Source organism: Klebsiella sp. C349492, assembly GCF_042055345.1.
In the GTDB taxonomy this organism is placed as follows: domain Bacteria; phylum Pseudomonadota; class Gammaproteobacteria; order Enterobacterales; family Enterobacteriaceae; genus Klebsiella; species Klebsiella scottii.
In genome coordinates this window covers 172,587-196,685 of the sequence record NZ_JANQCE010000005.1, presented here as the reverse complement: position 1 = coordinate 196,685, position 24,099 = coordinate 172,587, and the positions used below count along the sequence as shown (strand labels likewise).

Genomic DNA, 24,099 nt, shown 5'->3' with positions numbered 1-24,099 from the left:
GGCCGCTGCGCCACCGTCCGGGATAACCGAAAAACCGCCCTGCGGTCAGGAAGGAAGGTTAACCGCCAAACTGGTCAGGGTCTGGCCCGAGGCGCTTGTTAATATCCAGCTTCGCCATTGCTCCCAGTTCGTCTTTATCGAGACGGAAGTCCCAGACGTTAAAGTTCTCCACGATACGCGAAGGGGTCACCGATTTAGGGATCACCACCAGGCCGTTATCGAGATGCCAACGGATCACAATCTGCGCCGGCGTCTTGCCGTACTTATCGGCCAGCTCGCGGACGATTTTCTGATCGAATACGCCTTCGCCCCCCTGAGCCAGCGGGCTCCAGGATTCGGTCTGGATTTTGTGCGTCGCGTTCCAGGCGTGCAGCTGGCGCTGTTGCAGCAGGGGATGGAGTTCGACCTGATTAATCACCGGTACCACGCCGGTTTCATCGAGCAGCCGCTGCAGATGGTGGACCTGGAAATTACAGACGCCAATGCTTTTTGCCAGCCCCTGTTTTTGTAGCTCAATCATGCCCTTCCAGGCTTCAACAAAATGGTCGATCGCCGGAACCGGCCAGTGCATTAAATACAAATCGACGTAGTCGAGCTGCAGCTTGTTCAGGCTCTCCTGCAGCGCTTCGTGCGGGCGTTTTTGATCGTCGTTCCATAGCTTGGTGGTGATAAACAGCTCATCGCGAGGGACGTCAGCCTGGCTCAGCGCGCTGCCGACGCCGGCTTCGTTTTGGTACGCGGCGGCGGTGTCAAAAGAGCGATAACCGACTTCCAGCGCCTTGTGAATGGCGGAGACGACCTCCTCGTTGCCTGCTTTCCACACGCCGAGGCCCAGCTGTGGCATCAGGTTGCCGTCGTGCAGTTTTATCACGGTTGGATGTGTCATGCCTTCCTCCTGTTAATGAAACTTAGCGGGGTACATTTCGCTAAGGGGTAGCATTAAGTCTGGACGAAATAGCTAAAAACGGTAGTTAAACTCCTCTCCTTCGCGTCCGATGACCCGAAGGAGAGGGCGTATCCGCAGGGGAGAATTAGCGTGCAGCCTCGTAAATACGGCGGCTGACGTCGAGAGTGATATCCTGGTTTTCACCGAGCTGAGTCATCCCGTGCTCTTCCAGTTTAGCCAACAGCGCCGGGATGGAGCTACCGTCAAGACCGTAGCCGCTCAGGCGAGTCGGTACGCCGAGCTGCTCGAAGAAATTGCGCGTTGCGGCGATAGCCGCGTCGATACGCTCATCTTCAGAACCTTCGGTGATATTCCACACGCGGGCGGCGTATTGCAGCAGCTTAGCGCGTTTGGTATCGCGTTTTTCATTCCACAGCACCGGCAGAACAATGGCCAGAGTCTGGGCATGGTCAAGGCCGTGCATGGCGGTGAGCTCATGTCCCAGCATATGCGTTGCCCAGTCCTGCGGAACGCCGGCGCCGATCAGGCCGTTTAACGCCTGGGTCGCGGCCCACATAATGTTGGCGCGCACGTCGTAGTTTTCCGGCTCTTTCAGCGCTTTCGGGCCATCTTCGATCAGGGTCAGCAGGATGCCTTCGGCAAAACGGTCCTGGATTTTGCCATCAACCGGATAGGTTACGTACTGCTCAACGGTATGGACAAATGCGTCAACCACGCCGTTGGCAACCTGACGCGGAGGCAGGGTGTAGGTGTAGACAGGATCGAGAATCGCAAACACCGGCTGCACGTGGGAAGACATAAAGGCGCGCTTGTCCCCGGTGGTTTTACGTGAAACTACGGCACCTTTATTGGACTCGGAGCCGGTCGCCGGCAGCGTCAGCACGGAACCCATCGGGATGGCGCTTTTGACATTTTTACCGTAGGTTTCGAGGATTTCCCACGGATCGACGCTTTCATCATAATGCGCGGCGGCCGCGATAAATTTCGTCCCGTCGAGCACGGAACCGCCGCCAACCGCCAGCAGGAAGGTGATCTGCTGTTCACGGGCAATTTTGACCGCGTTCATCAGCGTTTCGTAGGATGGGTTCGGTTCAATACCGCCGAATTCCAGCACCTCAAAATCGCTGAGCGCGCTCAGGGCCTGATCCAGCACGCCGGTTTTTTTCACGCTGCCGCCGCCGTAGGTGACCAGAATACGGGCTCCCGCCGGGATTTGATCGCGCAGGTTTTCGATGGCACCTTTACCAAAGAGGATACGGGTTGGGGTATACAGATCGAAATTGTTCATTGCTCATCACCTCAATAAGAGAAAACTGCCGGCAGAGAAGATATCCCGGCCAGATGACGGACATTGTGGTCCCCTCATCCGTTCCCCTCAATGCACATTCCTGCCGATGTCTTGCCCATTTCTCCGTGGGGCTGGAGAAAAAGCTGCGGAATGCGCACAATGAAGTCGTGAAAAAACGACTGGAGAGTCACCGTAAATGAAGCGTTCCCAGATATGTCAGCTGCTAACTGAAAAGGTTAACAATCTGAAAAATAACGAAGAAAAACTCAGCGAACTCCTGCCTGATATTCGGTTATTGTACGGCACGCAGCCGGGAACGCGCACGCCGGTGATGTATCAGCCAGGCATCGTTTTTCTCTTTTCGGGTCATAAAATTGGTTACATAAATGAGCGGACTTTTCGTTACGACACCAATGAATATCTGCTGCTGACGGTACCGCTGCCGTTTGAGTGCGAGACCTTCGCGACGCCGGAGGTTCCGCTGGCGGGGCTACGGCTGAACGTTGATATTCTGCAACTGCAGGAGCTGCTGATGGATATTGGCGAGGATGAGCGCTTCCAGCCGGCGGTGGCATCGAGCGGAATCAACTCGGCGGCGCTCTCTGAGGAGATTTTGTGCGCCGCTGAACGGCTGCTGGACGTGATGGAGCGGCCGCTGGATGCGCGCATTCTGGGCAAACAGATTATTCGCGAGATGCTTTACTACGTGCTGACCGGGCCGTGCGGCGGGGCGCTGCTGGCGCTGGTGAGCCGGCAAACCCACTTCAGCCTGATCAGCCGCGTCCTCAAGCGCATTGAAAGCCAGTACACCGAGAACCTGAGCGTCGATCAGCTGGCGGCAGAGGCCAACATGAGCGTCTCGGCGTTTCATCACAATTTTAAATCGGTCACCAGCACATCACCGCTGCAGTATCTGAAAAGCTATCGCCTGCATAAAGCGCGGATGCTGATGATCCACGACGGGATGAAGGCCAGCGCGGCGGCGATGCGCGTAGGCTACGAAAGCGCGTCGCAGTTCAGCCGGGAGTTTAAGCGCTATTTTGGCATGACGCCGGGCGAAGATGCGGCGCGGATCAGAACGATTCAGGGGATGTGACAGGAAGCGTACGCTCCGGGGAAGGCGCGCCGGCGCCCTCCCGGGAAGGTCAATCAGGCGCTGCAGAACTTTTTCTTAATGACCACCACCAGCGTACCCAGCAGGCCGGCAACCAGCAGAGCGATAGGCAGGATCATCAGGCAGGTCATCACCTGATCTTCGTGGCGCTTGACGAAAGGGATCATGCTCAGCGCATATCCGAGTCCGGTAACCACGCCGACCCACAGCAGCGCGCTGAGCCAGTTGAAGAACTGGAAGCGGCGGTTGGAGAGCCCGGAAATACCGGCCATTGTTGGCAGCAGGGTGCGCACAAAGGCCAGGAAACGCCCGGCCAGCAGGGCCAGCAGCCCATGCTTATCAAACATGCAGGTCGCACGCTGATGATATTTTTGCGGTAGATGGGAAAGCCAGCCCTTAACGGTCTCGGTATTGCCGAGCCAGCGCCCCTGGACATAGCTCAGCCAGCAGCCGAGGCTGGCCGCCGTCGTCAGAATGGCGAGGGTGGGCACAAAGTCCATGACGCCTTTAGCAATCAGCGCGCCGGCGAGCAGCAGCAGGCTGTCACCGGGTAAAAATGAGGCCGGCAGCAGACCGTTCTCGAGAAACAGGGTCGCGAACATGACCAGATATACAACGCCCACAACGTGAGGGTTCGCCAATGCGGCAAAATCATGTTGCCAGAGCGCGGCGACAATCTCTTGAATAACAACCATGGACTTTCCTAAGTGGTACCGTATTTTTGACTAGTGTACTCCTGAAGAGGCCCGAACACCTTGATCCCGGGCGCAACAAAAGCGGCCGCCTCTAACAGAACGTCCGCAATTATTGCCACTGGCTGTCACTTTACACGATACGCGCGAAGCCCGCCGCTAAATCCGCCAACAGATCGTCAACATTTTCTAAACCGATATGGACGCGGATCAGCGTACCGCTGAAATCGACTTCAGCCTCAGGACGGATGGCGGCGATGTGCTCCGGCTGGTTAGCCAGGATCAGCGATTCAAACCCGCCCCAGGAGTAGGCCATGCTGAACAGGCTGAAGTTGTCCAGATAAGCGGACAGCTCGGCATCGTTCAGCCGCTTATTGAGAATAAACGAGAACAGACCGCTGCTGCCGGTAAAGTCGCGCTTCCAGAACTCATGCCCTTTGCTGCCCGGCAGCGCTGGATGGTTGACCCGCGCCACCTGCGGGTGCTGCGCCAGCCATTCGGCGATGCGCAGGCTGCTCTCGTGGTGCTGACGCAGGCGCACGCCGAGGGTGCGCAGGCCGCGGCTGGTCATATAGGCGGTATCCGCGTCGAGCATCTGCCCCATCAGATAGGCGTTCTCACGCAGCTGGTCCCAGCAGCGCGCGTTGGCGACCGCGGTGCCGACCATCGCATCGGAGTGGCCAATCAGGTATTTGGTGCCGGCCTGAATAGAGATATCGACGCCGAAATCCAGCGCCCTGAACAGCACGCCTGCAGCCCAGGTGTTGTCGATCATGATGATCGCTTCCGGGGCAACGCTGCGCACGGCCGCGACGATCGCCGGAACATCGTGGACCTCCATAGTTATCGACCCCGGAGATTCGAGAAATACCACGCGGGTATTCGGCTGGACCAGACGGGCGATATCGGCGCCAATCAGCGGATCGAACCAGCCGGTGCTCACGCCGAGTCTGGCAAGCACTTTGGTACTAAAATCCTGGCTCGGCTCATAGGCGGTATTGGTCATCAGAACGTGGTCGCCCTGCTCAACAAACGCCAGAATCGTATTGGCCACCGCCGCCGCGCCGCAGGGGAACAGGGCGCAGCCGGCGCCGCCTTCCAGCTCGCACATGGCTTCCTGCAGCGAGAAGTGGGTCAGCGTGCCGCGGCGGCCGTAAAACAGCTCGCCTTTCGCCCGGTTGCGAGTGGCATGTTTCTTATCTTCGACGGTATCGAATACCAGCGATGAAGCGCGCTGAATCACGCTGTTTACCGATCCTAAGGTATATTTTTTACTGCGCCCGGCGTGGACCAGAGCGGTATCAAGATGTTTGTCAGCCATGTTTTTGCCTGTTTTTATACGTCTGGACGTCTAAACTAGCATGAATACCCGGATGTGTACCGGCTAACGGCGGATACAGGCAAAAATTTTACCAAATCCCCGGCGGCCACTTTTTTACTGCGTAAGCGCAAGGAAAATAAACGTGATTTGCTGCACAGTGTAAATACTAATGAGAACCACTATCAATTCGATGCCGTTTTGATATTATTATGCTCAGATTTTGTGATTTACGTCCTGGAGACTCAGAGTGGGTAATAATTTGATGCAGGCGGATCTTTCCGTTTGGGGTATGTATCATCATGCCGATATTGTCGTTAAGGTCGTGATGATCGGCCTGATTCTGGCGTCGATAGTCACATGGGCTATCTTCTTCGGCAAGGGTGCGGAAATCCTCTCCAGCAAGCGCCGCCTCAAGCGCGAACAGCAGTTACTTGGCGAAGCGCGCTCCCTCGATCAGGCCAGTGATATCGCCAACGCTTTCCATCCTAAAAGCCTGAGCACGCAGCTTATCAATGAAGCGCAAAACGAGCTGGAGCTTTCGGCCGGCGTCGAAGATAACGAAGGCATTAAAGAACGTACCGGTTTCCGCCTTGAGCGCCGCGTGGCGTTTGTGGGTCGTTATATGGGCCGCGGTAACGGCTATCTGGCGACCATTGGCGCCATCTCCCCGTTCGTCGGCCTGTTTGGTACCGTCTGGGGCATCATGAACAGCTTCATCGGCATTGCCCAGACTCAGACCACCAACCTCGCGGTTGTCGCGCCTGGCATCGCGGAAGCGCTGCTGGCAACGGCAATTGGCTTGTTCGCCGCTATCCCGGCGGTGGTTATCTATAACATCTTCGCCCGTATGATCGGCAGCTACAAAGCCACCCTCGGTGACGTTGCCGCCCAGGTATTGCTGCTGCAAAGCCGCGATCTGGACCTTAGCGCCAGCGGCACTTCCCCGGTACGTACCGCGCAGAAATTACGAGTAGGTTGATGCTTTATGGCAATGCATTTTAACGAAAACCTCGATGATAACGGCGAAATGCACGATATTAACGTGACGCCGTTTATCGACGTCATGCTCGTGCTGCTGATTATCTTTATGGTGGCGGCTCCGCTGGCGACGGTTGATGTGAAGGTGAACCTGCCCGCGTCCTCCAGCCAGCCGCAGCCGCGTCCGGAAAAGCCGATCTATCTGTCGGTGAAAGCGGATAAAGCCATGTTCCTCGGCAACGATCCGGTCACCGAAGAGAACATGATCGGCGCGCTGGATACGCTGACTGAAGGTAAGAAAGACACCACCGTCTTCTTCCGCGCGGATAAAACCGTGGACTATGAGACGATGATGAAGGTCATGGATACCCTGCATCAGGCGGGTTATCTGAAGATTGGTCTGGTGGGCGAAGAGACCGTTAAAGCGCAGTAGCCCTCACCGACATCTCTCCCCAGGCTGGCCTTGTGCCAGCCTTTTTTATGTCTGCCGATCCGCGCGCTGACGGGATGTTGCATTCACGCTGGCAGGTTGCGATATAATGCCGGTCGTTTTTTTTAACTTACAGGGTCTTATGGAACGTTTTCTGGAAAATGCCATGTACGCCTCACGCTGGCTGCTGGCACCGGTTTATTTTGGCCTCTCTCTGGGGCTGGTGGCGCTATCGATCAAATTTTTTCAGGAGATTCTCCACATCCTGCCGCATATCTTCAGCGTGGGGGAGTCGGACCTGATTCTTACCCTGCTGTCGCTGGTGGATATGACGCTGGTCGGCGGTCTGCTGGTGATGGTGATGTTCTCGGGTTATGAAAACTTTGTCTCGCAGCTGGATATCAACGAGGGTAAAGAGAAGCTCAGCTGGCTGGGGAAAATGGACGCCACCTCGCTGAAAAATAAGGTGGCGGCCTCCATCGTCGCTATCTCCTCGATCCACCTGCTGCGGGTGTTTATGGATGCGAAGAACGTGCCGGACAACAAGCTGATGTGGTACGTCATTATCCACCTGACATTCGTGCTGTCGGCGTTTGTGATGGGCTATCTCGATCGCCTGACCAAAGTTAAGCACTGATCCCTGCTTGCCCGGCAGCGTTTGGCTACCGGGCCAGCGATTTACTTATCCGACGAAGCCTGCCACAAATTCAGCTCACCATCCGCCACGTGCTGGTCGATCTGCGTCAGCTCTTCGGCGCTGAAAGTCAGGTTTTCCAGCGCCTTTACGTTCTCTTCTAGCTGCTGCGGACGGCTGGCGCCAATCAGTACCGACGTCACCCGGCTGTCTTTCAGCAGCCAGCTCAGCGCCATTTGCGCCATGCTCTGACCGCGGCCGTGCGCCATCTCCTGCAGCAGGCGCAGGCTCCGGACGTTTGGCTCGCTGAGCATATTTTCCGTCAGGCCACGATCTCTCTTCCCTTCATAAAACATTCGCGAACCTTCCGGGATCTGCTGGAGATACTTGCCGGTCAGCAGGCCCTGTGCCAGCGGCGTAAAGGCGATGCAGCCTACGCCGTGCTCCTCCAGCGTATCCAACAATCCGCTACTGTCGACCCAGCGGTTAAGCAGGTTATAGGAGGGTTGATGGATCAGCAGCGGAATTTTCCACTCGCGCAGGAGCGCGGCCATCTGCTGCGTGCGTTCCGGCGAATAGGAGGAGATGCCGACGTACAGGGCCTTACCGCTCTGCACCGCCTGCGCCAGCGCTGCGGCGGTCTCCTCCATCGGCGTGTTCTCATCAACGCGATGAGAATAGAAAATATCGACGTAATCCAGCCCCATGCGCTGCAGGCTCTGGTCGAGGCTGGCCAGCAGATATTTTCGTGAACTGCCGGAACCATAGGGCCCCGGCCACATGGAATAGCCGGCTTTGGTCGAGATAATGAGTTCGTCACGGTGGGCGGCAAACTCTTCCCGCAGCAGGCGGCCAAAGTTTTCCTCGGCGCTGCCGGGCGGCGGCCCGTAGTTATTGGCCAGGTCAAAATGGGTAATGCCCAGATCGAAGGCCTTGCGAAGCAGGGCTCGCTGGTCATCCAGCGCGTTACCGTGGCTAAAGTTATGCCACAGGCCCAGCGACAGCGCGGGCAGCTGTAGGCCGCTTTTGCCGCAGTAGCGATACTGCATCCGATCGTAGCGGCCAGGGTTAGCGAACCAGGACATGATCTCTCCTTTTTAATTTAAAACGACGTTCTACTTTAGACGCTAAGTCGCCGATGAGGCGTTTGCTGGATCACACTGCGCGAGATTTCTGGCATCCCGGCGAGCTTATGCTTTGCTTAAAGGGCCTTCACTTACGGAGAACATGCGATGACGCGACTGACGGCCAAAGATTTTCCACAACAGCTGCTCGAGTACTATGACTACTATGCCCACGGTAAAATCAGCAAACGCGAGTTTCTCCAGCTGGCGGGGAAATATGCCGTGGGCGGAATGACCGCGCTGGCGCTGTTTAACCTGCTGAAACCGAACTATGCCCTGGCGGAACAGGTGGCGTTTACCGACCCGGATATCCGCGCGGAATATATTCACTATCCCTCTCCGGACGGTCATGGCGAAGTGCGCGCTTACCTGGTGACGCCGACGAAGATGGCCGGCAAAGCCGCGGCGGTGGTGGTGGTGCATGAGAACCGCGGCCTCAATCCCTATATTGAAGACGTTGCCCGGCGGGTAGCGAAGGCGGGCTATATCGCCCTGGCGCCGGATGGCCTGAGCTCCGTCGGCGGCTATCCCGGCAAGGATGATGAGGGGCGAGAGCTGCAGCAGAAAGTCGATCCCGTGAAGCTGATGAACGACTTTTTTGCCGCGGTGGCGTTTATGGCGAAGCATCCGCAGGCGACGGGAAAAGTCGGCATCACCGGTTTTTGCTACGGCGGGGGCGTTTGCAACGCCGCCGCGGTGGCGATCCCTGAACTGGCCTGCGCGGTGCCGTTCTACGGCCGACAGCCGCCGCTCAATGAAGTCGACAAGATTCAGGCGCCGCTGCTGCTGCACTACGCCGGCCTCGATAGCGGAATCAATCAGGGCTGGCCGTCCTATGAAGAGGCGCTCAAAGCGCAGCATAAGGTCTATGAGGCTTATATTTACCAGGGGGTTAATCACGGATTTCATAATGACTCCACGCCGCGCTATGACCGGGCCGCTGCGGAGCTGGCGTGGCAGAGAACCCTGGACTGGTTCGGGAAGTATTTACGCTAGCGCGATCGGCTGAAATAGCGCTACCCATTGCTTAAAAAATCGCTATATAATTTTGTATATAACGATTGAGGGGAAAGCGATGGATAACCATTTTGGTAAAGGTTTAATGGCCGGGCTGCAGGCGGCTCAGGCTGACAGCGCCAGCAGCGCCGCGAATTTCTGTGCCGACTATAAGCGCGGGTTTGTACTCGGCTATTCTCAGCGGATGTTTGAAAAAACCGGCGATCGCCAGCTTAGCGCGTGGGAGGCCGGGATTCTCACCCGTCGCTATGGCCTGGACCGGAACATGATTATGGATTTCTTTAAGGAGGGGAGTTCCTGCACTGCGATGCGCTACTTTATGGCGGGATATCGCCTGGAGCGCTAATAGCCGAAGGCCGAAGCCTTCGGCTGGCGTGGCCTTATGCCTGGCGCTTGTCTTCCGTTTGGCTGTCGAAGTCGCTGGCGCTATGGCGCTCGTGAAGCTGTTCGTCGAGCGGGCCGTTGGTGCGGTTAACGATCCGCCCGCGCTGAACCGCCGGACGGCTGCCTACGTCCTGCGCCCAGCGCAGGACGTTTTTATAGCTCCCGGCGTCGAGGAATTCAGCGGCGTTATAGACGCCACCGAGTACCACGTTGCCGTACCACGGCCAGATAGCCATATCGGCGATGGTGTACTCTTCTCCGGCAACGTAGCGGTTATCGGCGAGCCGTTTATCCAGCACGTCGAGCTGGCGCTTGGCTTCCATCGTGAAGCGGTCGATTGCGTACTCGATTTTCACCGGCGCGTAGTTGAAGAAGTGGCCAAAACCGCCGCCGAGGAACGGCGCCGCGCCCTGTAGCCAGAACAGCCAGTTCAGCGTTTCGGTGCGCCCGGCCGGATCTTTGGGCAGGAAGAAACCGAACTTCTCCGCGAGATAAAGCAGAATGCTGCCGGATTCAAACACGCGCGTTGGCGGCGTGGTTGAGCGATCGCTCAGCGCAGGGATTTTTGAGTTCGGGTTCACCGCAACAAAGCCGCTTGAGAACTGATCGCCTTCGCCGATCCGGATCAGCCAGGCGTCATATTCCGCATCGCTTACTCCCAGCGCCAGCAGCTCTTCCAGCAGGATCGTCACCTTCTGGCCGTTAGGCGTTCCCAGGGAGTAGAGCTGAAGCGGATGTGAGCCGACCGGCAGCTCTTGTTCATGAGTTGCGCCGGAGACAGGACGGTTGATGTTGGCGAACGCGCCGCCGTTGTTCTGCTTCCATTCCCACACTTTCGGGGGTTGGTAGTTATTCTCTGACATGCTGGTCTGCCTTTGTAGTGAGGTGTTCAGGGAGTGTAGCAGGTGGAATATTAAGGATTTAACAGTGTGAGGCTTATTCACCCGCTGCCGATATTCCCGGACGGCTTCCCCGGCCGCGTTACGCTCGCCGGGGCAGCGCCCTAAATCAGGCCATTATCCGCGCGGCCCAGACGCTGATATCGTCGCCGCTGCCGAGATCCGCCTGCACCAGCCCGTTGACCATAAAGGTCGGCGACACGTGGATACCGTTCTGGCGCGCATATTTGCTATGCCATTTGATCTCCGTCTGCAGCTCCGGGCGGGCGAACGCGGCGGAAAGCAGAACGTGGCTGTAGCGCTCGATACGCTCAACAATTTGCTGCGGGGTGGCGTTCATATTCGGCCCGCTGCAGTGGTCGGTAAATTCGAATTCTTCGCGATGGTCGGCAACCGCTTTCAGCACCTTATGCGCCTGCTCTCTGCCGTGCGGCAGGGTGGAGGCCGCCAGAATACAGCGCACGATGACCCCCGAGAACATATGCCAGGGCTGGGACTGCAGGCGAACTTTGATGGTCACGTTATCCGCGCCGACCTCGTCGAGCAGGTCGTCGAGCTTGTTGAATGCGCGTACCGAATACGGGCAGGTTGGCTCCAGGAAAACCTCAAAAGTACGCGGACCATGTCCCCAGACCAGCGGTTGTGCTTGCAGATGTGGTTGTGTGCTCATAATCAACTCCTGACGTTAATTCGCGATTTGTTGTTATATCTCAGATAAACGATATCACTTTTGCCCTGCGGCGCAGGGTTATTTTCCGTAAGGGCACAATTAGCGAATCGAATGAGTGGTATCATTATTCCACCTCTGTCTGGTAAGTGCCTGCGGCAGGATAAGAAGAGGGAGTTTTGTTCCGCCAACTGCCCGGGCTGCATTAATTTGAGGTCAGGCTAATGAGTAAAGGATCGACAAGCAGTGATGCCCCTTTTGGTACATTGTTAGGCTACGCGCCGGGCGGCGTGGCAATCTATTCATCGAACTACAGCAGCTTAAATCCGCAAGACTATCCGGATGACGCCACGTTCCGCAGCTATATCAATAATGAGTATATGGGGCACAAATGGCAGTGCGTTGAGTTCGCGCGCCGCTTCCTGTTTCTCACCTACGGTTTTGTCTTCACCGACGTCGGCATGGCGTATGAAATCTTCTCCCTGCGCTTTCTGCGCGAGGTGGTTAACGACAACATTCTGCCGCTGCAGGCCTTTGCTAACGGCTCGCGTCGTCCGCCGATGGTGGGTTCCCTGCTGATCTGGCAGAAGGGCGGCGAGTTTAAGCATACGGGCCACGTGGCGGTGATTACGCAGCTGGTGGGTAATAAGGTCAGGATCGCCGAGCAAAACGTTATCCACACGCCGCTGCCGCAGGGCCAGCAGTGGACGCGTGAATTAACCCTCGACGTGAAGGACGGCATCTACACCCTCAAAGATACCTTTACGGACACTCAGATCCTCGGCTGGATGATCCAGACCGCCGATACCGAGCACAGCCTGCCGCAGCCGGTGCTGCCGGGCGAGGCGATGGCCATTCGGGGCGCCCGGCTGCCGAATAACGGGCAGTTTCGCGGTAAGTGGCTGAATGAGAAAGATACGCTGCAGAAAGCCTACGTTGACGCCAACGGCCACTTTATTAATGCCGATCCCTACCAGTATTTCACCATTACCGAAAGCGCCGAGCAGGAGCTGATCAAAGCGACCAACGAGCTGCATTTGATGTACCTGCACGCCACCGATAAGGTGATGAAAGACGACAGCCTGCTGGCGCTGTTCGATATCCCCAAAATTCTCTGGCCGCGTCTGCGCCTCTCATGGCAGCGACGTCGCCACCATATGATTACCGGCCGCATGGATTTCTGTATGGATGAGCGCGGGCTGAAGGTCTATGAATACAATGCCGACTCCGCCTCCTGCCATACCGAAGGCGGGCTGATCCTCGAACAGTGGCTGAAACAGGGCTACTACGGCAGCGGGCATAACCCGGCGGAAGATCTGCTGGATGAGCTGGCGGGCGCGTGGAAGCACAGCCGGGCGCGGCCTTTTGTGCACATCATGCAGGATAAGGATCTGGAGGAGAACTACCACGCGCTGTTTATCCAGCGTTCGCTCACCCAGGCCGGATTCGACAGCAAAATCCTCTTTGGTCTTGATGAGCTGCGCTGGGATGCCGCCGGGCAGCTGATTGACGGCGACGGGCGCCTGGTTAACTGCGTCTGGAAAACCTGGGCATGGGAAACCGCCATCGAGCAGGTGCGTGAGGTCAGCGCTGACGAGTACGCCGCCGTGCCGATCCGCACCGGACATCCGCAAAATGAGGTGCGGCTGATTGACGTCCTGCTGCGCCCCGAGGTACTGGTATTCGAACCGCTGTGGACGGTGATCCCCGGCAACAAGGCGATTCTGCCGGTGCTGTGGTCGCTGTTCCCGAATCATCGCTATCTGCTGGATACCGATTTCGTCGTCAACGACGATCTGGCGAAAACCGGCTATGCGGTTAAGCCTATCTCCGGGCGCTGCGGGAACAATATCGATCTGATAAGTCCTGACGACGAGGTGCTGGATAAGACCAGCGGGAAGTTTGTCGATCGCAAAAATATTTACCAGCAACTGTGGTGCCTGCCGAAAGTGGATGGTAAATACATCCAGGTATGCACCTTTACCGTTGGCGGTAACTATGGCGGCACCTGTCTGCGCGGCGATGATTCGCTGGTCGTCAAAAAAGAGAGCGATATTGAACCGTTAATTGTGCTGAAAGACAGCGATAGACGATAATTCTGGCGGCGCCGAATCGCACGGGCCGCAAAAGCCCCGGTAAGCGTAGCGCTGCCGGGGCTTTTGCGGTAAAAATTGGTACCAAATAGTTAACAAACCACAACAACAAGACAGACAAAAAAGGAACATAATATGCACGATCGGCGACTCGCCGCCCGCGCGGGTGAACTCAAACCCTCCGCCGTCCGCGAACTTCTCAAGCACAGCAAACTGCCCGGCGTTATCTCTCTGGGTGGTGGGATCCCGGCTCCGGAGCTGTTTGATACCGAAGGTCTGAATCTGGCGGTGCAGCAGGTGATGAGCGGGCGTTTCAACGATGCGTTCCAGTACGGTTTGACCGAAGGCTATCCGCCGCTGCGTCAGGCCGTTAGCGAACTGTGTCAGGCGCGCGGCGTTGCCTGCCCGGCAAGCCATGTCTATATCACCTCAGGTTCGCAGCAGTCTTTGGATATTGTCGCGCGTACGCTGCTCGATCCGGGCGATGCGATCGTTGTCGAGCGCCCGACCTACCTGGCCGCGCTGCAGGTGTTCCAGCTGGCTCAGGCTAATATCCTCAGCGTCGATACCGACGACGACGGCATGCTGGTGGAGCAGCTGGCGGATCTGCTGGAGACCACCAGGGTGAAGGCCGTGTATCTGGTGCCAACCTTCGGCAACCCGGGCGGCAAAACCCTGAGCGCCGATCGCCGCCGTCGGGTGGTTGAGCTGGCGAAGCAGCATGATTTCGTGATTATCGAAGACGATCCCTACGGTGAAATCAGCTTTACCGACGAAGTCCGCCGCCCGCTGTATCAGTATGCGCAGGAGCTCGGCTGCGAGGAGCAGGTGGTGTACACCTCGACGTTCTCCAAGATCCTCGCCCCAGGCATGCGTATTGGCTGGATTGTGATGCCGGACTGGCTGGCGCAGCAAACGGTGATCGTTAAGCAGGCGGCGGATCTCCACACCAACATGCTGTCGCAGGTGATTACCGCGGAATATCTGGCGATGAATCGTCTGGAGAACCAGATAGCCCTGATCCGCGAAGACTATCGCAGGAAGTGCGTCGCGCTGGCCGATGCCCTTGAGAGCCAGCTTGGCGAGCATCTGGAGTTCAGCCGGCCAAAAGGCGGCATGTTCCTGTGGGCCCGTTTCCGCTATCCGTTCGATACTATGGAATGGATGAAAAAGACTCTCGAAAACGGCGTGGTCTACGTGCCGGGTGAAGCGTTCTATAACGACAATCCGGACACCCGCACGCTGCGCCTCTCCTACTCAACGGTGTCGGAAGCGGGTCTGCTGACCGCCGTCGAGCGCCTGGCGAAATCGCTGTAACGACCGCGCTTTCACTCCGCGTCGCGAAACGGCGCGGAGCCTTCACGCTTTCCCGCAGAACGGTGAGTTTATCGGGTGCAGCTGGAACAGCCCGTAGCGCTGCACGACGAGCGCATACGGGCATGTAAAATAAGAGAAGGGAACTGCGCGCCGGGGTTTAGTCCTGCTCGCTGATGCGATCGTCGAGCCAGATCAGCATTAATGAAGAGAGAAAAGCAACTGCCGCTGTGCCAATAAATAGCAACATAAGAAATACCTCAGAGGTTTTTAATTATTTTTCTAATTTTACCGGTGAGTGGGTGTTTTTGTCGGAGATGGTGATTTTGGTTGCGTGTTGGGATGTCGCGAGGGTGAAGAAATCATCGGCATCAATATCAAAATTAAGAACTATTTCCTTATATTTCCCGCAGTTAACTAACTCTTTAGCTTCTTTCATACTACCAGCTGTAATAGTAGGCATCGTTTTATCTCGTTTGAAAAACTGATAAGCAAAATAAGAGCTTGTGCGTATCAGATCAACTACTTTTTATGGTAACAGCAGCCATTGCCAACGGTGATGATGGCGAACTATCTGATTTTTTGAAACATAATTTTTGTTTTGCCTTTACGCATGGCGTAACGTTTTGCCGATCCGCCTGCATTCTGCGCAAATAATCGGCGGCGACGAAATTAATGACGAAATAGTTACAGCGTCGGCATCCGGCGAACGCCCGCAGGGTCGCGGGCGTTCGGGTCATCAGGTTGGCGGGCCTTCGGCAAGGGTAATCATCGCTTCGCCAACGGGCAGGGTGTTACAGCAGGCCGGCTTCCTTCGCCGTACGGTCGATAGCGCGTTTGGTCTTTTCGACCAGCTCATCCAGTTCGCTACGTCCGGCGATCAGCGCCGGCGCCATAATCATGCGCCCCAGCGTCGAGCGAATAATCACCCCCTCCTCAAAACCGATTGTCCGGCAGCGCCAGGCCAGCTCGTTCTCATTGGCGAAGCGGCGACGGGTGCTTTTATCTTCCGCGAACTGCAGGGCCGCGACGAGGCCTGCGCCCTGAACTTCGCCGATCAGCGGATGATTGTCGAACACCTCCCGCAGGGTTTTTTGCAGATACGGGCCGGTGTTATCGCGTACGTTGGTGACGTGATTTTCATCACGCAGCGCCTTCAGGTTGGCAATCGCCACGGCGGCGGCAACGGGGTGGCCGGAGTAGGTCAGACCGTGGGCGAAGACGCCGCCTTTTTCAACCAGCACTTCCGCCATGCGCTTGCTCAGCACCAGGCCGCCCATCGGCACGTACCCGGAGGTCAGCCCTTTGGCGATGGACAGCGTATCCGGCTCGAAGCCGAAGTACTGATGCGCGAACCACTCGCCGGTTCTGCCAAAGCCGCCAATGACCTCATCGGCGCACAGCAGGACATCGTACTTCCGGCAAATACGCTGGATCTCAGGCCAGTAGCTTTCCGGCGGGAAAATCATCCCGCCCGCGCCCTGGAACGGCTCGGCGATAAAACCGGCCACGTTTTCCGCGCCCAGCTTGAGGATTTTCTCCTCAAGCTGACCGGCGCAGCGCAGGCCAAACTCATGCGGCGTCAGGCTGCCGCCGTGCATGTACCAGTAGGGCTCGTCGATATGGGCCACGTCGGGGATCATGCCGCCCATGGCGTGCATCGCCTTCATCCCGCCGAGCGCGGTGGCGGCCAGAGTTGAGCCGTGATAGCCGTTCCAGCGGCCAATCATCACCTTCTTCTGCGGCTTGTCGAGGATCTGCCAGTAGCGGCGAACGGTGCGGATCAGCACTTCGTTCGATTCAGAGCCTGAGTTGGTGTAAATCGCATGGCTGTAGTGCGGCGGCAGCAGGCTGAACAGCAGCTCGGAGAGCTCGATCACCGTCGGGTGGGTGGTATGGAAGAACATATTGTAATACGGCAGCTTTGCGAACTGCGCCGCTGCCGCATCCGCCAGATCCTGGCGGCTGTAGCCGAGCTGGGTGCACCACAGGCCGGACATCCCGTCGAGATACTTGTTGCCGTCGTTATCCCAAAGGTACAGACCCTCCCCACGTACCATCACGCGAGGCCCTTCGGCATTCAGCGCCTTTTGGTCGAGAAAGGCGTGGATATGGTGTGCTGCATCCGCGCTTTGATAATCCGGGGTGCTGCGCTGCGGGTTATTCGGGGTAGTCATCTTCTTCTCTCCTGTAAGCGGAATCTAAAAATGCGAAAGCTGCCGGGTGCTAGCGAAACTGGAACCAGGTCGTTTTGAGGCTGGTGAACTTGTCGAAGGCGTGCAGCGACAAGTCGCGACCAAAACCAGACTGTTTATTGCCGCCAAACGGCACGGTGACGTCCAGCGCGTCGACGGTATTCACCGATACGGTCCCGGCGTTGAGCATTCCGGCAACGCGATGGGCGCGGTGGAGATCGTCGGTCCAGAGCGAAGCGGCGAGGGCGTAAATGTGCTGATTGGCCAGGGTGACGGCCTGCTGTTCGTCGTCAAAAGGCATCACGGCAAGCACCGGGCCGAAAATCTCCTCCTGCCACAGCGAGGTATCGGTATTTGCGACTTCGATCAGCGTCGGTTCAACGTAGTTAGCGATGCCGTCGATCTCAATCTCGCGACCGCCGATAAGGACGCGGGCGCCGGCGCGCTCGGCTGCGCGGATGGCGCTCATAACCTTTTGCGTATGCGCCGCGCTGACCATCGCGCCCATTTTGGCTTCAGGATCGAAGGGATGAGACGGCGCCCACGCCTGCATTTTTTCCCGCAGCTTAGGGATAAATTCGGCGTAAATTGTCCGCTCGACCAGCAGGCGAGAGTTAGCCGAGCAGACCTCGCCCTGGTTGAAGCAGATGCCGAAAGCCGCTTTTTCGGCGGCCAGATCGAGATCCCGGCAGTCGGCGAAGATGATATTGGCGCTTTTGCCGCCGCACTCCAGCCAGACCTGCTTCAGGTTGGACTGCGCGGAGTAGGCCATAAAGGCTTTACCGACGGCGGTAGAGCCGGTGAAGGTGATGGTATCGACGTCGTTATGCAGGCCTAAGGCGCTGCCGGCTTCAGTACCCAGCCCGGTGACGACGTTCAGCACGCCCGCCGGGAGACCCGCTTCCAGCGCCAGCTCCGCCAGGCGCAGCGCCGAAAACGGCGAGTTCTCGGAAGGCTTGAGGATCACGCTATTGCCGGCCGCCAGCGCCGGGCCGAGCTTCCATGAGGCGAGGTCGAGCGGGAAGTTCCACGGCACGATGGCCGCCACGACGCCAATGGCTTCGCGGGTGATGGTCGCCAGAGAGTCCTTCCTGGCGGGCGCTACCTCGTCGTAAATCTTATCCACGCTTTCAGCGTACCACCTGAAAACGTGCGCCGCGCCGGGAACGTCAACGTTCAGCGCATCGTTGACCGGTTTACCCATGCTCGCGCTCTCCAGCAGCGCCAGCTCTTCGCGATGTTCGAGGATCAGCCCCGATAGCCGCAGCAGAACGGCTTTGCGCTCCTGCGCGGATAGCCCTGACCAGATGCCTGAGTTAAAGGCCCTACGGGAAGATTGTACTGCGATATCAATATCTTCTGCCTGAAGCGCCGTGACCTCGGCGAGCACCGCATTGGACGCGGGGTTGATGACCGGGAAAACGCGGCGGCTTTTGGCGATGTAGGGTTGGCCATCGACGATGGCATGGCCGATCAAGCGCTGCTCCTGCAGCCTGCTCTGCCAAAAGTTTCTGTCAGTCATAAGCCTCTCCGTTATCGTGTTGCGTAATTGTTATTTATTTGTTGCCGTTAATTCATGATGCCGGAGGGGGGAGAAGTGAGAAAGGACTAAAAATCTAGGTAACCTCCATAAAAAACTTTGTTAGCCCGGCAAAGCGCTGCGGGCCCGATGTTTTTGCCGAGGAAAATTTGTGTGACGCCGCTCAAAGGAGTTCGTCAGCCTTGATTTTAATATTATGTAATTAAATAGTTTTTATTTTATCTGCGGATTTTTAATACCGGCTCGCTATGCTGTCTCTGACAATGTTTAATATTCTCAGATGCCTACTTAAGGAATTAAAAAAATATAGGCGGATTTTTTATCTTCAGCCGTCACGCCGCCGTCCCGTGACGGGGCCGCCGTTTTTTCAGCGCCTGCATGTTAATTTTCTGTAAAAACCTGACCGATGTCGGATTGTTGATCTTTATTTGCTGGCGGGGTTGCGCATGAGGGGGAGCATAGTTTAATCCTGTTTAATCCGTCTCTTTGCCAACAAAAAATAAGGTATCGTATGCCCCATTTCACCCTGAAACAGCTCAAATACTTTGTTGCCGTTGTCGAAGCGGAGAGCATTGCCGAAGCCTCCCGGCAGCTCCATATCGCGCAGCCCTCCATCTCCATTGCGGTTAAAACCCTGGAAGATATGTTTGAGCAGCAGTTTTTTATTCGCCACCATGCGCAGGGGGTTTCCATGACCTCCAGCGGGCAGCGCTTTTATGAAAAAGCGAAGGAGCTGCTCCGGCTCTCATACCAGTTCGAGCAAAACTCCAGGGCGGATAATGAGCTGGTGTCAGGGGTGGTTTCTGTCGGCTGCTTCGAGACCGCGGCGCCGCTCTATTTACCCTCGCTCATCGCCGGGTTTAAGACCATTTATCCGGATATCACCATTAAAATTTACGATGGCGAGCAGCATGAAATTGCCCACGGCCTGCACCGCGGCCGCTTCGACCTGGCGTTTATGTACGATCTCGAGCTGGATGTCTCGATTCACACCGAGAGCCTGAACGCCCCGCAAAAGCCCTACGCGCTGCTGCCGGCGAATCACCCGCTGGCGCAGCGGGCGTCGGTCAAACTATCGGAGCTGAGCCACCTGCCGATGGTGCTGCTGGACGTCGTCCCCAGCCGTAACTATTTTATCAGTATTTTCAAAGACAAAGGCTACAACCCGCAGGTTGCCTATAGTTCGCCGTCGATTGAGATGGTGCGCTGTATGGTCGGCCAGGGGCTGGGCTTTTCGGTTCTGGTGACCCGCCCGGTTTCTGATATCACCTACGACGGGCAGCAGGTACGCTGCGTCGATATTCAGGATGAGATGGCCAACTCGACGCTGGTAATGGCCCATCTGCGCAGCAGCGAGCCCACTAATCCCGCCAAACTGTTTATGGAATATTGCCGCAACGCGGTACTCAGCCCGCCGCAGCAGGAGGTGCGGGTGGCCTGACCCTGGTTTTATTCATCACAGCGGCTCGCGTTAGCGGCGGGTCGTTTTTATATTTAGCGGATCATTTACTGAATATAAAAAAACGATCCTCTGAATATATTTTTTATATCCCCTCGGGAACGCTTCCGCGCCGTCGCTAAATAATCGCTAAGCGCAAAATTATCTGGCGAGTTATTTTGCGATAAATCTATTTTTATCTTTTAGATTCAATATGCTGCGTTCTGCATCACTATTTTATTCTCAGGATCTAAATTTATAATAATTTACCTGTTTGTTACTGTTTATTAACCTCAGTCCTGCGCAGTGGTTTATTCCTGGCGATTGAACTCCATTCGAAGGACACATTTATGACCGTAGAAAAAACACAAATTGATACGCTGATTGTTGGCGGTGGTCAGGCCGGTATTGCCATGAGTGAGCATCTGACTCAGCAGGGGATCTCGCATCTGGTTATCGAGAAAAACCGTATCGCGGAGGCCTGGCGTACCGGGCGCTGGGATTCGCTGGTGGCGAACGGCCCGGCGTGGCACGACCGTTTCCCGGGAATGGAGTTTAAAGGCGCCCAGCCGGATAGCTTTATTCCCAAGGACGACGTTGCGCAATACTTTGAAGATTACGTCAGGAAATTCTCCCTGCCGGTGCGTACCGGCGTGGAGGTAAAAAGCGCGGTTCGCAACAGCGGGCGCCCAGGATTTACCGTTGAAACCACGGATGGGGTGATCGAAGCGCAGCGTATCGTTGCCGCGACCGGGCCGTTCCAGCAGCCGGTTATTCCGCCGATTGCGCCGAAAGAGGGCAACATTCATCAGATCCATTCCGCCAAATACTACAACCCGGAGCAGCTGCCTGCCGGCGCGGTGCTGGTGGTTGGCGCGGGTTCTTCCGGCGTGCAGATCGCCGATGAGCTCCAGCGCGCGGGCCGCCAGGTCTATCTCTCCGTCGGCGCCCACGATCGGCCGCCGCGCGCCTACCGCAACCGCGATTTCTGCTGGTGGCTGGGGGTGCTGGGCCTGTGGGATGCCCCCGCCAGCGAGCCGGGGAAAGAGCACGTCACCATCGCGGTGAGCGGCGCCCACGGCGGGCGGACGGTGGATTTTCGCGAGCTGGCGCAGCGCGGCATCACCCTGGTCGGGCTGACGAAGGCGTTTGCATCCGGCGTCGCGACCTTCCAGCCGGACCTGTGCGACAACATCCGCCGCGGCGATGAAAACTACCTCTCGCTGCTGGACGCCGCTGACGCCTACGTTGCGGCCAACGGCCTCGATTTGCCGCCGGAGCCCGCGGCGCGCGAATTCTTAGCCGACCCGGCGTGCATGACGTCGCCGATCCTCTCTCTGGACCTGGCGCAGGCCGGGGTGACGAGCATCATCTGGGCGACCGGCTACGCCGTGGACTACGGCTGGCTCAACGTTAACGCCTTCAACGCGCAGAATCGCCCTCAGCATCAGCGCGGCGTCTCCAGCGAACCGGGGGTCTATTTCCTCGGCCTGCCGTGGCTGTCGCGCCGGGGTTCGACCTTTATCTGGGGCGTTTGGCATGATGCGAAGCACATTGCCGACCATATCGCCACCCAGCGGAAATACAGCCAGTACCGGGATGCCGGTCAGCGCTGAACTGTAGCTATTAATCAGGATAAAAATGATGCCGACACATACGCGTATTCGCATGTTTAACACCAAAGAGACCTATCCTAATCAGACCCTGGACAACGATTTGTGCCAGGCCGTGCGCGCCGGTAACACCGTCTACGTGCGTGGCCAGGTGGGCACGGACTTTGAAGGCAATCTGGTGGGGCTGGGCGACCCGCAGGCGCAGGCCGAACAGGCGATGAAGAACGTCAAGCAGCTGCTGGAAGAGGCCGGAAGCGACCTGTCGCATATTGTGAAAACCACCACCTATATTATCGACCCGCGCTACCGTGAACCGGTCTATCAGGAAGTCGGCAGGTGGCTGAAGGGCGTATTTCCTATCTCCACCGGGCTGGTTATTTCCGCCCTGGCGCAGCCGCAGTGGCTGATGGAAATTGACGTGATCGCCGTGATCCCCGATGACTTTGTGAAATAAGGAGCAGCCATGACGTTTTCTATCGCGGCATTCTGCCCGGAAACCGGGCAGTTTGGCATTGCAATAAGCTCCTCCAGCATTGCCGTCGGCGCCCGCTGTCCGTGGCTGCAGGCGGGAGTCGGCGCGGTATCCAGCCAAAATATCACCCTGCCTGCCCTCGGCCAGCTGACGCTCGCGCAGCTGGAGCAGGGGCTGGCGCCGGAAAAGGCGCTACGCAAGGCGCTGGCGGAGGATGATTTTAGCCGCTATCGTCAAATTATCGCCATCAACGCCAGCGGGGAAACGGCTTCGTTTAGCGGCGATAAAACCCTCGGCATCTATCACGTCGCCGAAGGGGTGAACTGTATCGCCGGCGGCAATATGCTGGCCAGCCCCGCGGTGGTTGAGGCGATGGTTGCCGAATTCCAGCAGGCCGAAGGGGAGATGGCGACGCGCCTGCTGGCCGCCCTTCAGGCAGGGCTGGGCTGCGGCGGCGAGGCCGGGCCGGTGCACTCTGCGGCGGTGAAAGTGGTGGATGATTACTCCTGGCCGCTGGTCGACCTGCGCGTTGACTGGCATGAGCAGGATCCGATTGGCGAACTTAGCGCATTGTGGCTGGCGTACGAGCCGCAGATGCAGGCCTATATTACGCGCGCGCTCGACCCGCGGGAGGCCCCCAGTTACGGAGTACCCGGTGATGAATAGCGACCTGAAACGGATCCTGGCAACGCTGCTGGCATTCGACACCACCAGCCGCGAATCGAATCTGCAGCTGATTAACTATATCGATGAGTATCTCCGCGGTTATGGCATAGCCACGCGGCTTTTCTTTGATGAGGAAGGCAAGAAAGCCAACCTCTACGCCCGCTTTGGCCCCGAGGGGCCTGGGGGCGTGATGCTGTCGGGGCACACCGACGTGGTCCCGGTTGACGGGCAGCGCTGGACGGTGCCCCCGTTTGAACTCACTCTGCGCAACGACCGGTGCTACGGCCGCGGCAGCACCGATATGAAAGGCTTTATCGCCTGCGTGCTGGCCGCCGTTCCCGACTTTCTCTCCCAACCTTTACGCATGCCGCTGCATCTGGCTTTTTCCTACGATGAGGAGGTCGGATGCCTTGGCGTACGTAGCCTGGTGGACCACCTTAAAGCCTCAAAGGACAAGCCGGCGCTATGCATCATCGGCGAGCCCACCGAGATGCGTCCGGTCTACGGCCATAAAGGCAAGCTGGCCATGCGCTGTACGGTGCAGGGCAAGGCCTGCCATTCGGCCTACGCCCCCCACGGCGTAAACGCCATCGAGTATGCGGCAAAGCTGATCACCCGTTTAGGTTCGCTCGGCGAAAAGCTGGCGCAAAGCCAGGATACCCGCTTTGATCCGCCTTACAGCACGCTGCAGGTTGGGGTGATTAACGGCGGGGCGGCGCTCAATATTGTGCCGGAAAGCTGCCAGTTTGATTTTGAAATTCGCCATCTGCCGGACGTTTCGCTTGAGCCGACGCTCGCCGAGCTGCGCGGCTATGCCGCCGGCGAACTGCTGACCTCTATGCGGGCGGTTGCGGCGCAGGCGGATATTACCTTTCGCCCGCTCAGCCGCTATCCGGGCCTGCTAAGCGACCCGCAGTCGGAATTTGCCGGCTGGCTGGCGCAGTGGGCGCAAAGCGAGGCGTTTTCCACCGTGGCCTTCGGTACCGAGGGCGGTCTGTTTGATGAAGCGGGCGTAGCCACGCTTATCTGCGGGCCTGGAAGTATGGAGCAAGGACATAAAGCGGATGAGTTTATCGCCCTGGATCAGCTGGAGAAGTGCCTGACGATGCTGGGTAATTTGCGCCGCTGGATGGCTCTGTCTTAACGTTTACGCGCCTGAATTAAGGCGCGTTTTTTACCCCCCGACCTGTGCCTGTCCCTCCTTCCTTCTGTGTTTCAGCCTTGCTCTGTAGCCGTATATGGATAAAAAAACTCCGGATGGTTTATCCGGAGTCAGTAAAACGTACTGAATATACCCGCTATACCTCAAGCTG

23 protein-coding genes are annotated in these 24,099 nt (G+C 57.4%); 13 read left to right on the top strand and 10 right to left on the bottom strand.

What is annotated here, in order from left to right; genetic code table 11:
• Positions 1–58: 58 nt before the first annotated feature.
• Together dkgA and yqhD are read right to left on the bottom strand one after the other, a co-directional pair.
• The gene (gene dkgA / locus NWP14_RS18760) at positions 59–886 is read right to left on the bottom strand and encodes a 2,5-didehydrogluconate reductase DkgA (RefSeq protein ID WP_095099523.1); all 828 of its coding nucleotides are present in this window, start codon (positions 884–886) and stop codon (positions 59–61) included.
• Positions 887–1,031: 145 nt separating this feature from the next.
• A complete protein-coding gene (gene yqhD, locus NWP14_RS18755) occupies positions 1,032–2,195 on the bottom strand; it encodes an alcohol dehydrogenase (protein WP_095099521.1) in 1,164 nt (387 codons plus the stop codon).
• 196 nt (positions 2,196–2,391) lie between these two features.
• On the opposite strand from yqhD, the gene NWP14_RS18750 reads away from it, so the two are divergent.
• On the top strand, positions 2,392–3,291 hold the full coding sequence (locus tag NWP14_RS18750; RefSeq protein WP_095099515.1) for an AraC family transcriptional regulator: 900 nt from the start codon (positions 2,392–2,394) through the stop codon (positions 3,289–3,291).
• Positions 3,292–3,344: 53 nt separating this feature from the next.
• Here NWP14_RS18750 and yghB read toward each other — a convergent pair whose 3' ends face one another.
• Both yghB and metC read right to left on the bottom strand, forming a co-directional pair.
• A complete protein-coding gene (gene yghB / locus NWP14_RS18745; protein WP_095099512.1) occupies positions 3,345–4,004 on the bottom strand; it encodes a DedA family general envelope maintenance protein YghB in 660 nt (219 codons plus the stop codon).
• Between the two features lie 130 nt (positions 4,005–4,134).
• Positions 4,135–5,322, bottom strand: a complete 1,188-nt coding sequence (gene metC, locus NWP14_RS18740; protein WP_095099509.1) for a cystathionine beta-lyase — start codon at positions 5,320–5,322, stop codon at positions 4,135–4,137.
• Between the two features lie 247 nt (positions 5,323–5,569).
• On the opposite strand from metC, the gene exbB reads away from it, so the two are divergent.
• The 3 genes from exbB (at position 5,570) to NWP14_RS18725 (ending at position 7,367) form a co-directional block, all read left to right on the top strand.
• Positions 5,570–6,301, top strand: a complete 732-nt coding sequence (gene exbB, locus NWP14_RS18735) for a tol-pal system-associated acyl-CoA thioesterase (protein ID WP_095099506.1) — start codon at positions 5,570–5,572, stop codon at positions 6,299–6,301.
• Positions 6,302–6,307: 6 nt separating this feature from the next.
• A complete protein-coding gene (exbD, locus tag NWP14_RS18730) occupies positions 6,308–6,733 on the top strand; it encodes a TonB system transport protein ExbD (protein WP_045856883.1) in 426 nt (141 codons plus the stop codon).
• A 139-nt stretch (positions 6,734–6,872) separates the two neighbouring features.
• Positions 6,873–7,367: a TIGR00645 family protein gene (locus tag NWP14_RS18725; RefSeq protein ID WP_041147753.1), complete on the top strand. Its 495-nt coding sequence runs from the start codon at positions 6,873–6,875 to the stop codon at positions 7,365–7,367.
• Positions 7,368–7,408: 41 nt separating this feature from the next.
• Here NWP14_RS18725 and mgrA read toward each other — a convergent pair whose 3' ends face one another.
• Entirely contained in the window at positions 7,409–8,449 is a 1,041-nt protein-coding gene (gene mgrA, locus NWP14_RS18720) for an L-glyceraldehyde 3-phosphate reductase (RefSeq protein ID WP_095099502.1), read from the bottom strand.
• Positions 8,450–8,596: 147 nt separating this feature from the next.
• On the opposite strand from mgrA, the gene yghX reads away from it, so the two are divergent.
• Positions 8,597–9,484, top strand: a complete 888-nt coding sequence (gene yghX, locus NWP14_RS18715) for a YghX family hydrolase (protein WP_375215806.1) — start codon at positions 8,597–8,599, stop codon at positions 9,482–9,484.
• Positions 9,485–9,563: 79 nt separating this feature from the next.
• On the top strand, positions 9,564–9,851 hold the full coding sequence (locus NWP14_RS18710) for a DUF2623 family protein (RefSeq protein WP_095099496.1): 288 nt from the start codon (positions 9,564–9,566) through the stop codon (positions 9,849–9,851).
• Between the two features lie 34 nt (positions 9,852–9,885).
• Here NWP14_RS18710 and yghU read toward each other — a convergent pair whose 3' ends face one another.
• Both yghU and NWP14_RS18700 read right to left on the bottom strand, forming a co-directional pair.
• Positions 9,886–10,752, bottom strand: a complete 867-nt coding sequence (gene yghU / locus NWP14_RS18705; RefSeq protein WP_095099493.1) for a glutathione-dependent disulfide-bond oxidoreductase — start codon at positions 10,750–10,752, stop codon at positions 9,886–9,888.
• Between the two features lie 145 nt (positions 10,753–10,897).
• Positions 10,898–11,458 (bottom strand): thioredoxin domain-containing protein, encoded by a 561-nt coding sequence (locus NWP14_RS18700; RefSeq protein WP_095099490.1) that lies wholly within the window; start codon positions 11,456–11,458, stop codon positions 10,898–10,900.
• A 221-nt stretch (positions 11,459–11,679) separates the two neighbouring features.
• On the opposite strand from NWP14_RS18700, the gene gss reads away from it, so the two are divergent.
• Together gss and NWP14_RS18690 are read left to right on the top strand one after the other, a co-directional pair.
• Entirely contained in the window at positions 11,680–13,551 is a 1,872-nt protein-coding gene (gene gss / locus NWP14_RS18695; RefSeq protein ID WP_095099487.1) for a bifunctional glutathionylspermidine amidase/synthase, read from the top strand.
• Positions 13,552–13,683: 132 nt separating this feature from the next.
• A complete protein-coding gene (locus NWP14_RS18690; RefSeq protein WP_095099481.1) occupies positions 13,684–14,865 on the top strand; it encodes a PLP-dependent aminotransferase family protein in 1,182 nt (393 codons plus the stop codon).
• Between the two features lie 271 nt (positions 14,866–15,136).
• On the opposite strand, the gene NWP14_RS18685 is transcribed toward NWP14_RS18690, so the two are convergent.
• From NWP14_RS18685 to NWP14_RS18675, 3 genes are all read right to left on the bottom strand, one after another.
• The gene (locus NWP14_RS18685) at positions 15,137–15,325 is read right to left on the bottom strand and encodes a hypothetical protein (RefSeq protein ID WP_095099478.1); all 189 of its coding nucleotides are present in this window, start codon (positions 15,323–15,325) and stop codon (positions 15,137–15,139) included.
• A gap of 331 nt (positions 15,326–15,656) precedes the next feature.
• Positions 15,657–17,039 carry an aspartate aminotransferase family protein gene (locus NWP14_RS18680; RefSeq protein ID WP_375215805.1) on the bottom strand — a complete coding sequence of 461 codons (1,383 nt, stop codon included), beginning with the start codon at positions 17,037–17,039 and terminating at the stop codon, positions 15,657–15,659.
• 49 nt (positions 17,040–17,088) lie between these two features.
• Positions 17,089–18,579 (bottom strand): aldehyde dehydrogenase, encoded by a 1,491-nt coding sequence (locus tag NWP14_RS18675; protein WP_375215804.1) that lies wholly within the window; start codon positions 18,577–18,579, stop codon positions 17,089–17,091.
• Positions 18,580–19,108: 529 nt separating this feature from the next.
• Here NWP14_RS18675 and NWP14_RS18670 point away from each other — a divergent pair.
• The 5 genes from NWP14_RS18670 to argE all read left to right on the top strand — a co-directional run bounded on the left by NWP14_RS18670 (position 19,109) and on the right by argE (position 23,930).
• Positions 19,109–20,038 (top strand): LysR family transcriptional regulator, encoded by a 930-nt coding sequence (locus tag NWP14_RS18670; protein ID WP_375215803.1) that lies wholly within the window; start codon positions 19,109–19,111, stop codon positions 20,036–20,038.
• Positions 20,039–20,385: 347 nt separating this feature from the next.
• Positions 20,386–21,651 carry a flavin-containing monooxygenase gene (locus NWP14_RS18665; RefSeq protein ID WP_375215802.1) on the top strand — a complete coding sequence of 422 codons (1,266 nt, stop codon included), beginning with the start codon at positions 20,386–20,388 and terminating at the stop codon, positions 21,649–21,651.
• 28 nt (positions 21,652–21,679) lie between these two features.
• The gene (locus NWP14_RS18660; protein WP_095099463.1) at positions 21,680–22,102 is read left to right on the top strand and encodes a RidA family protein; all 423 of its coding nucleotides are present in this window, start codon (positions 21,680–21,682) and stop codon (positions 22,100–22,102) included.
• Positions 22,103–22,111: 9 nt separating this feature from the next.
• Positions 22,112–22,786, top strand: a complete 675-nt coding sequence (locus NWP14_RS18655; protein ID WP_095099459.1) for a DUF1028 domain-containing protein — start codon at positions 22,112–22,114, stop codon at positions 22,784–22,786.
• Positions 22,779–23,930: an acetylornithine deacetylase gene (argE, locus tag NWP14_RS18650; protein ID WP_375215857.1), complete on the top strand. Its 1,152-nt coding sequence runs from the start codon at positions 22,779–22,781 to the stop codon at positions 23,928–23,930. Before NWP14_RS18655 ends, argE begins: the two co-directional genes overlap by 8 nt.
• The last annotated feature ends 169 nt before the right edge of the window (positions 23,931–24,099 follow it).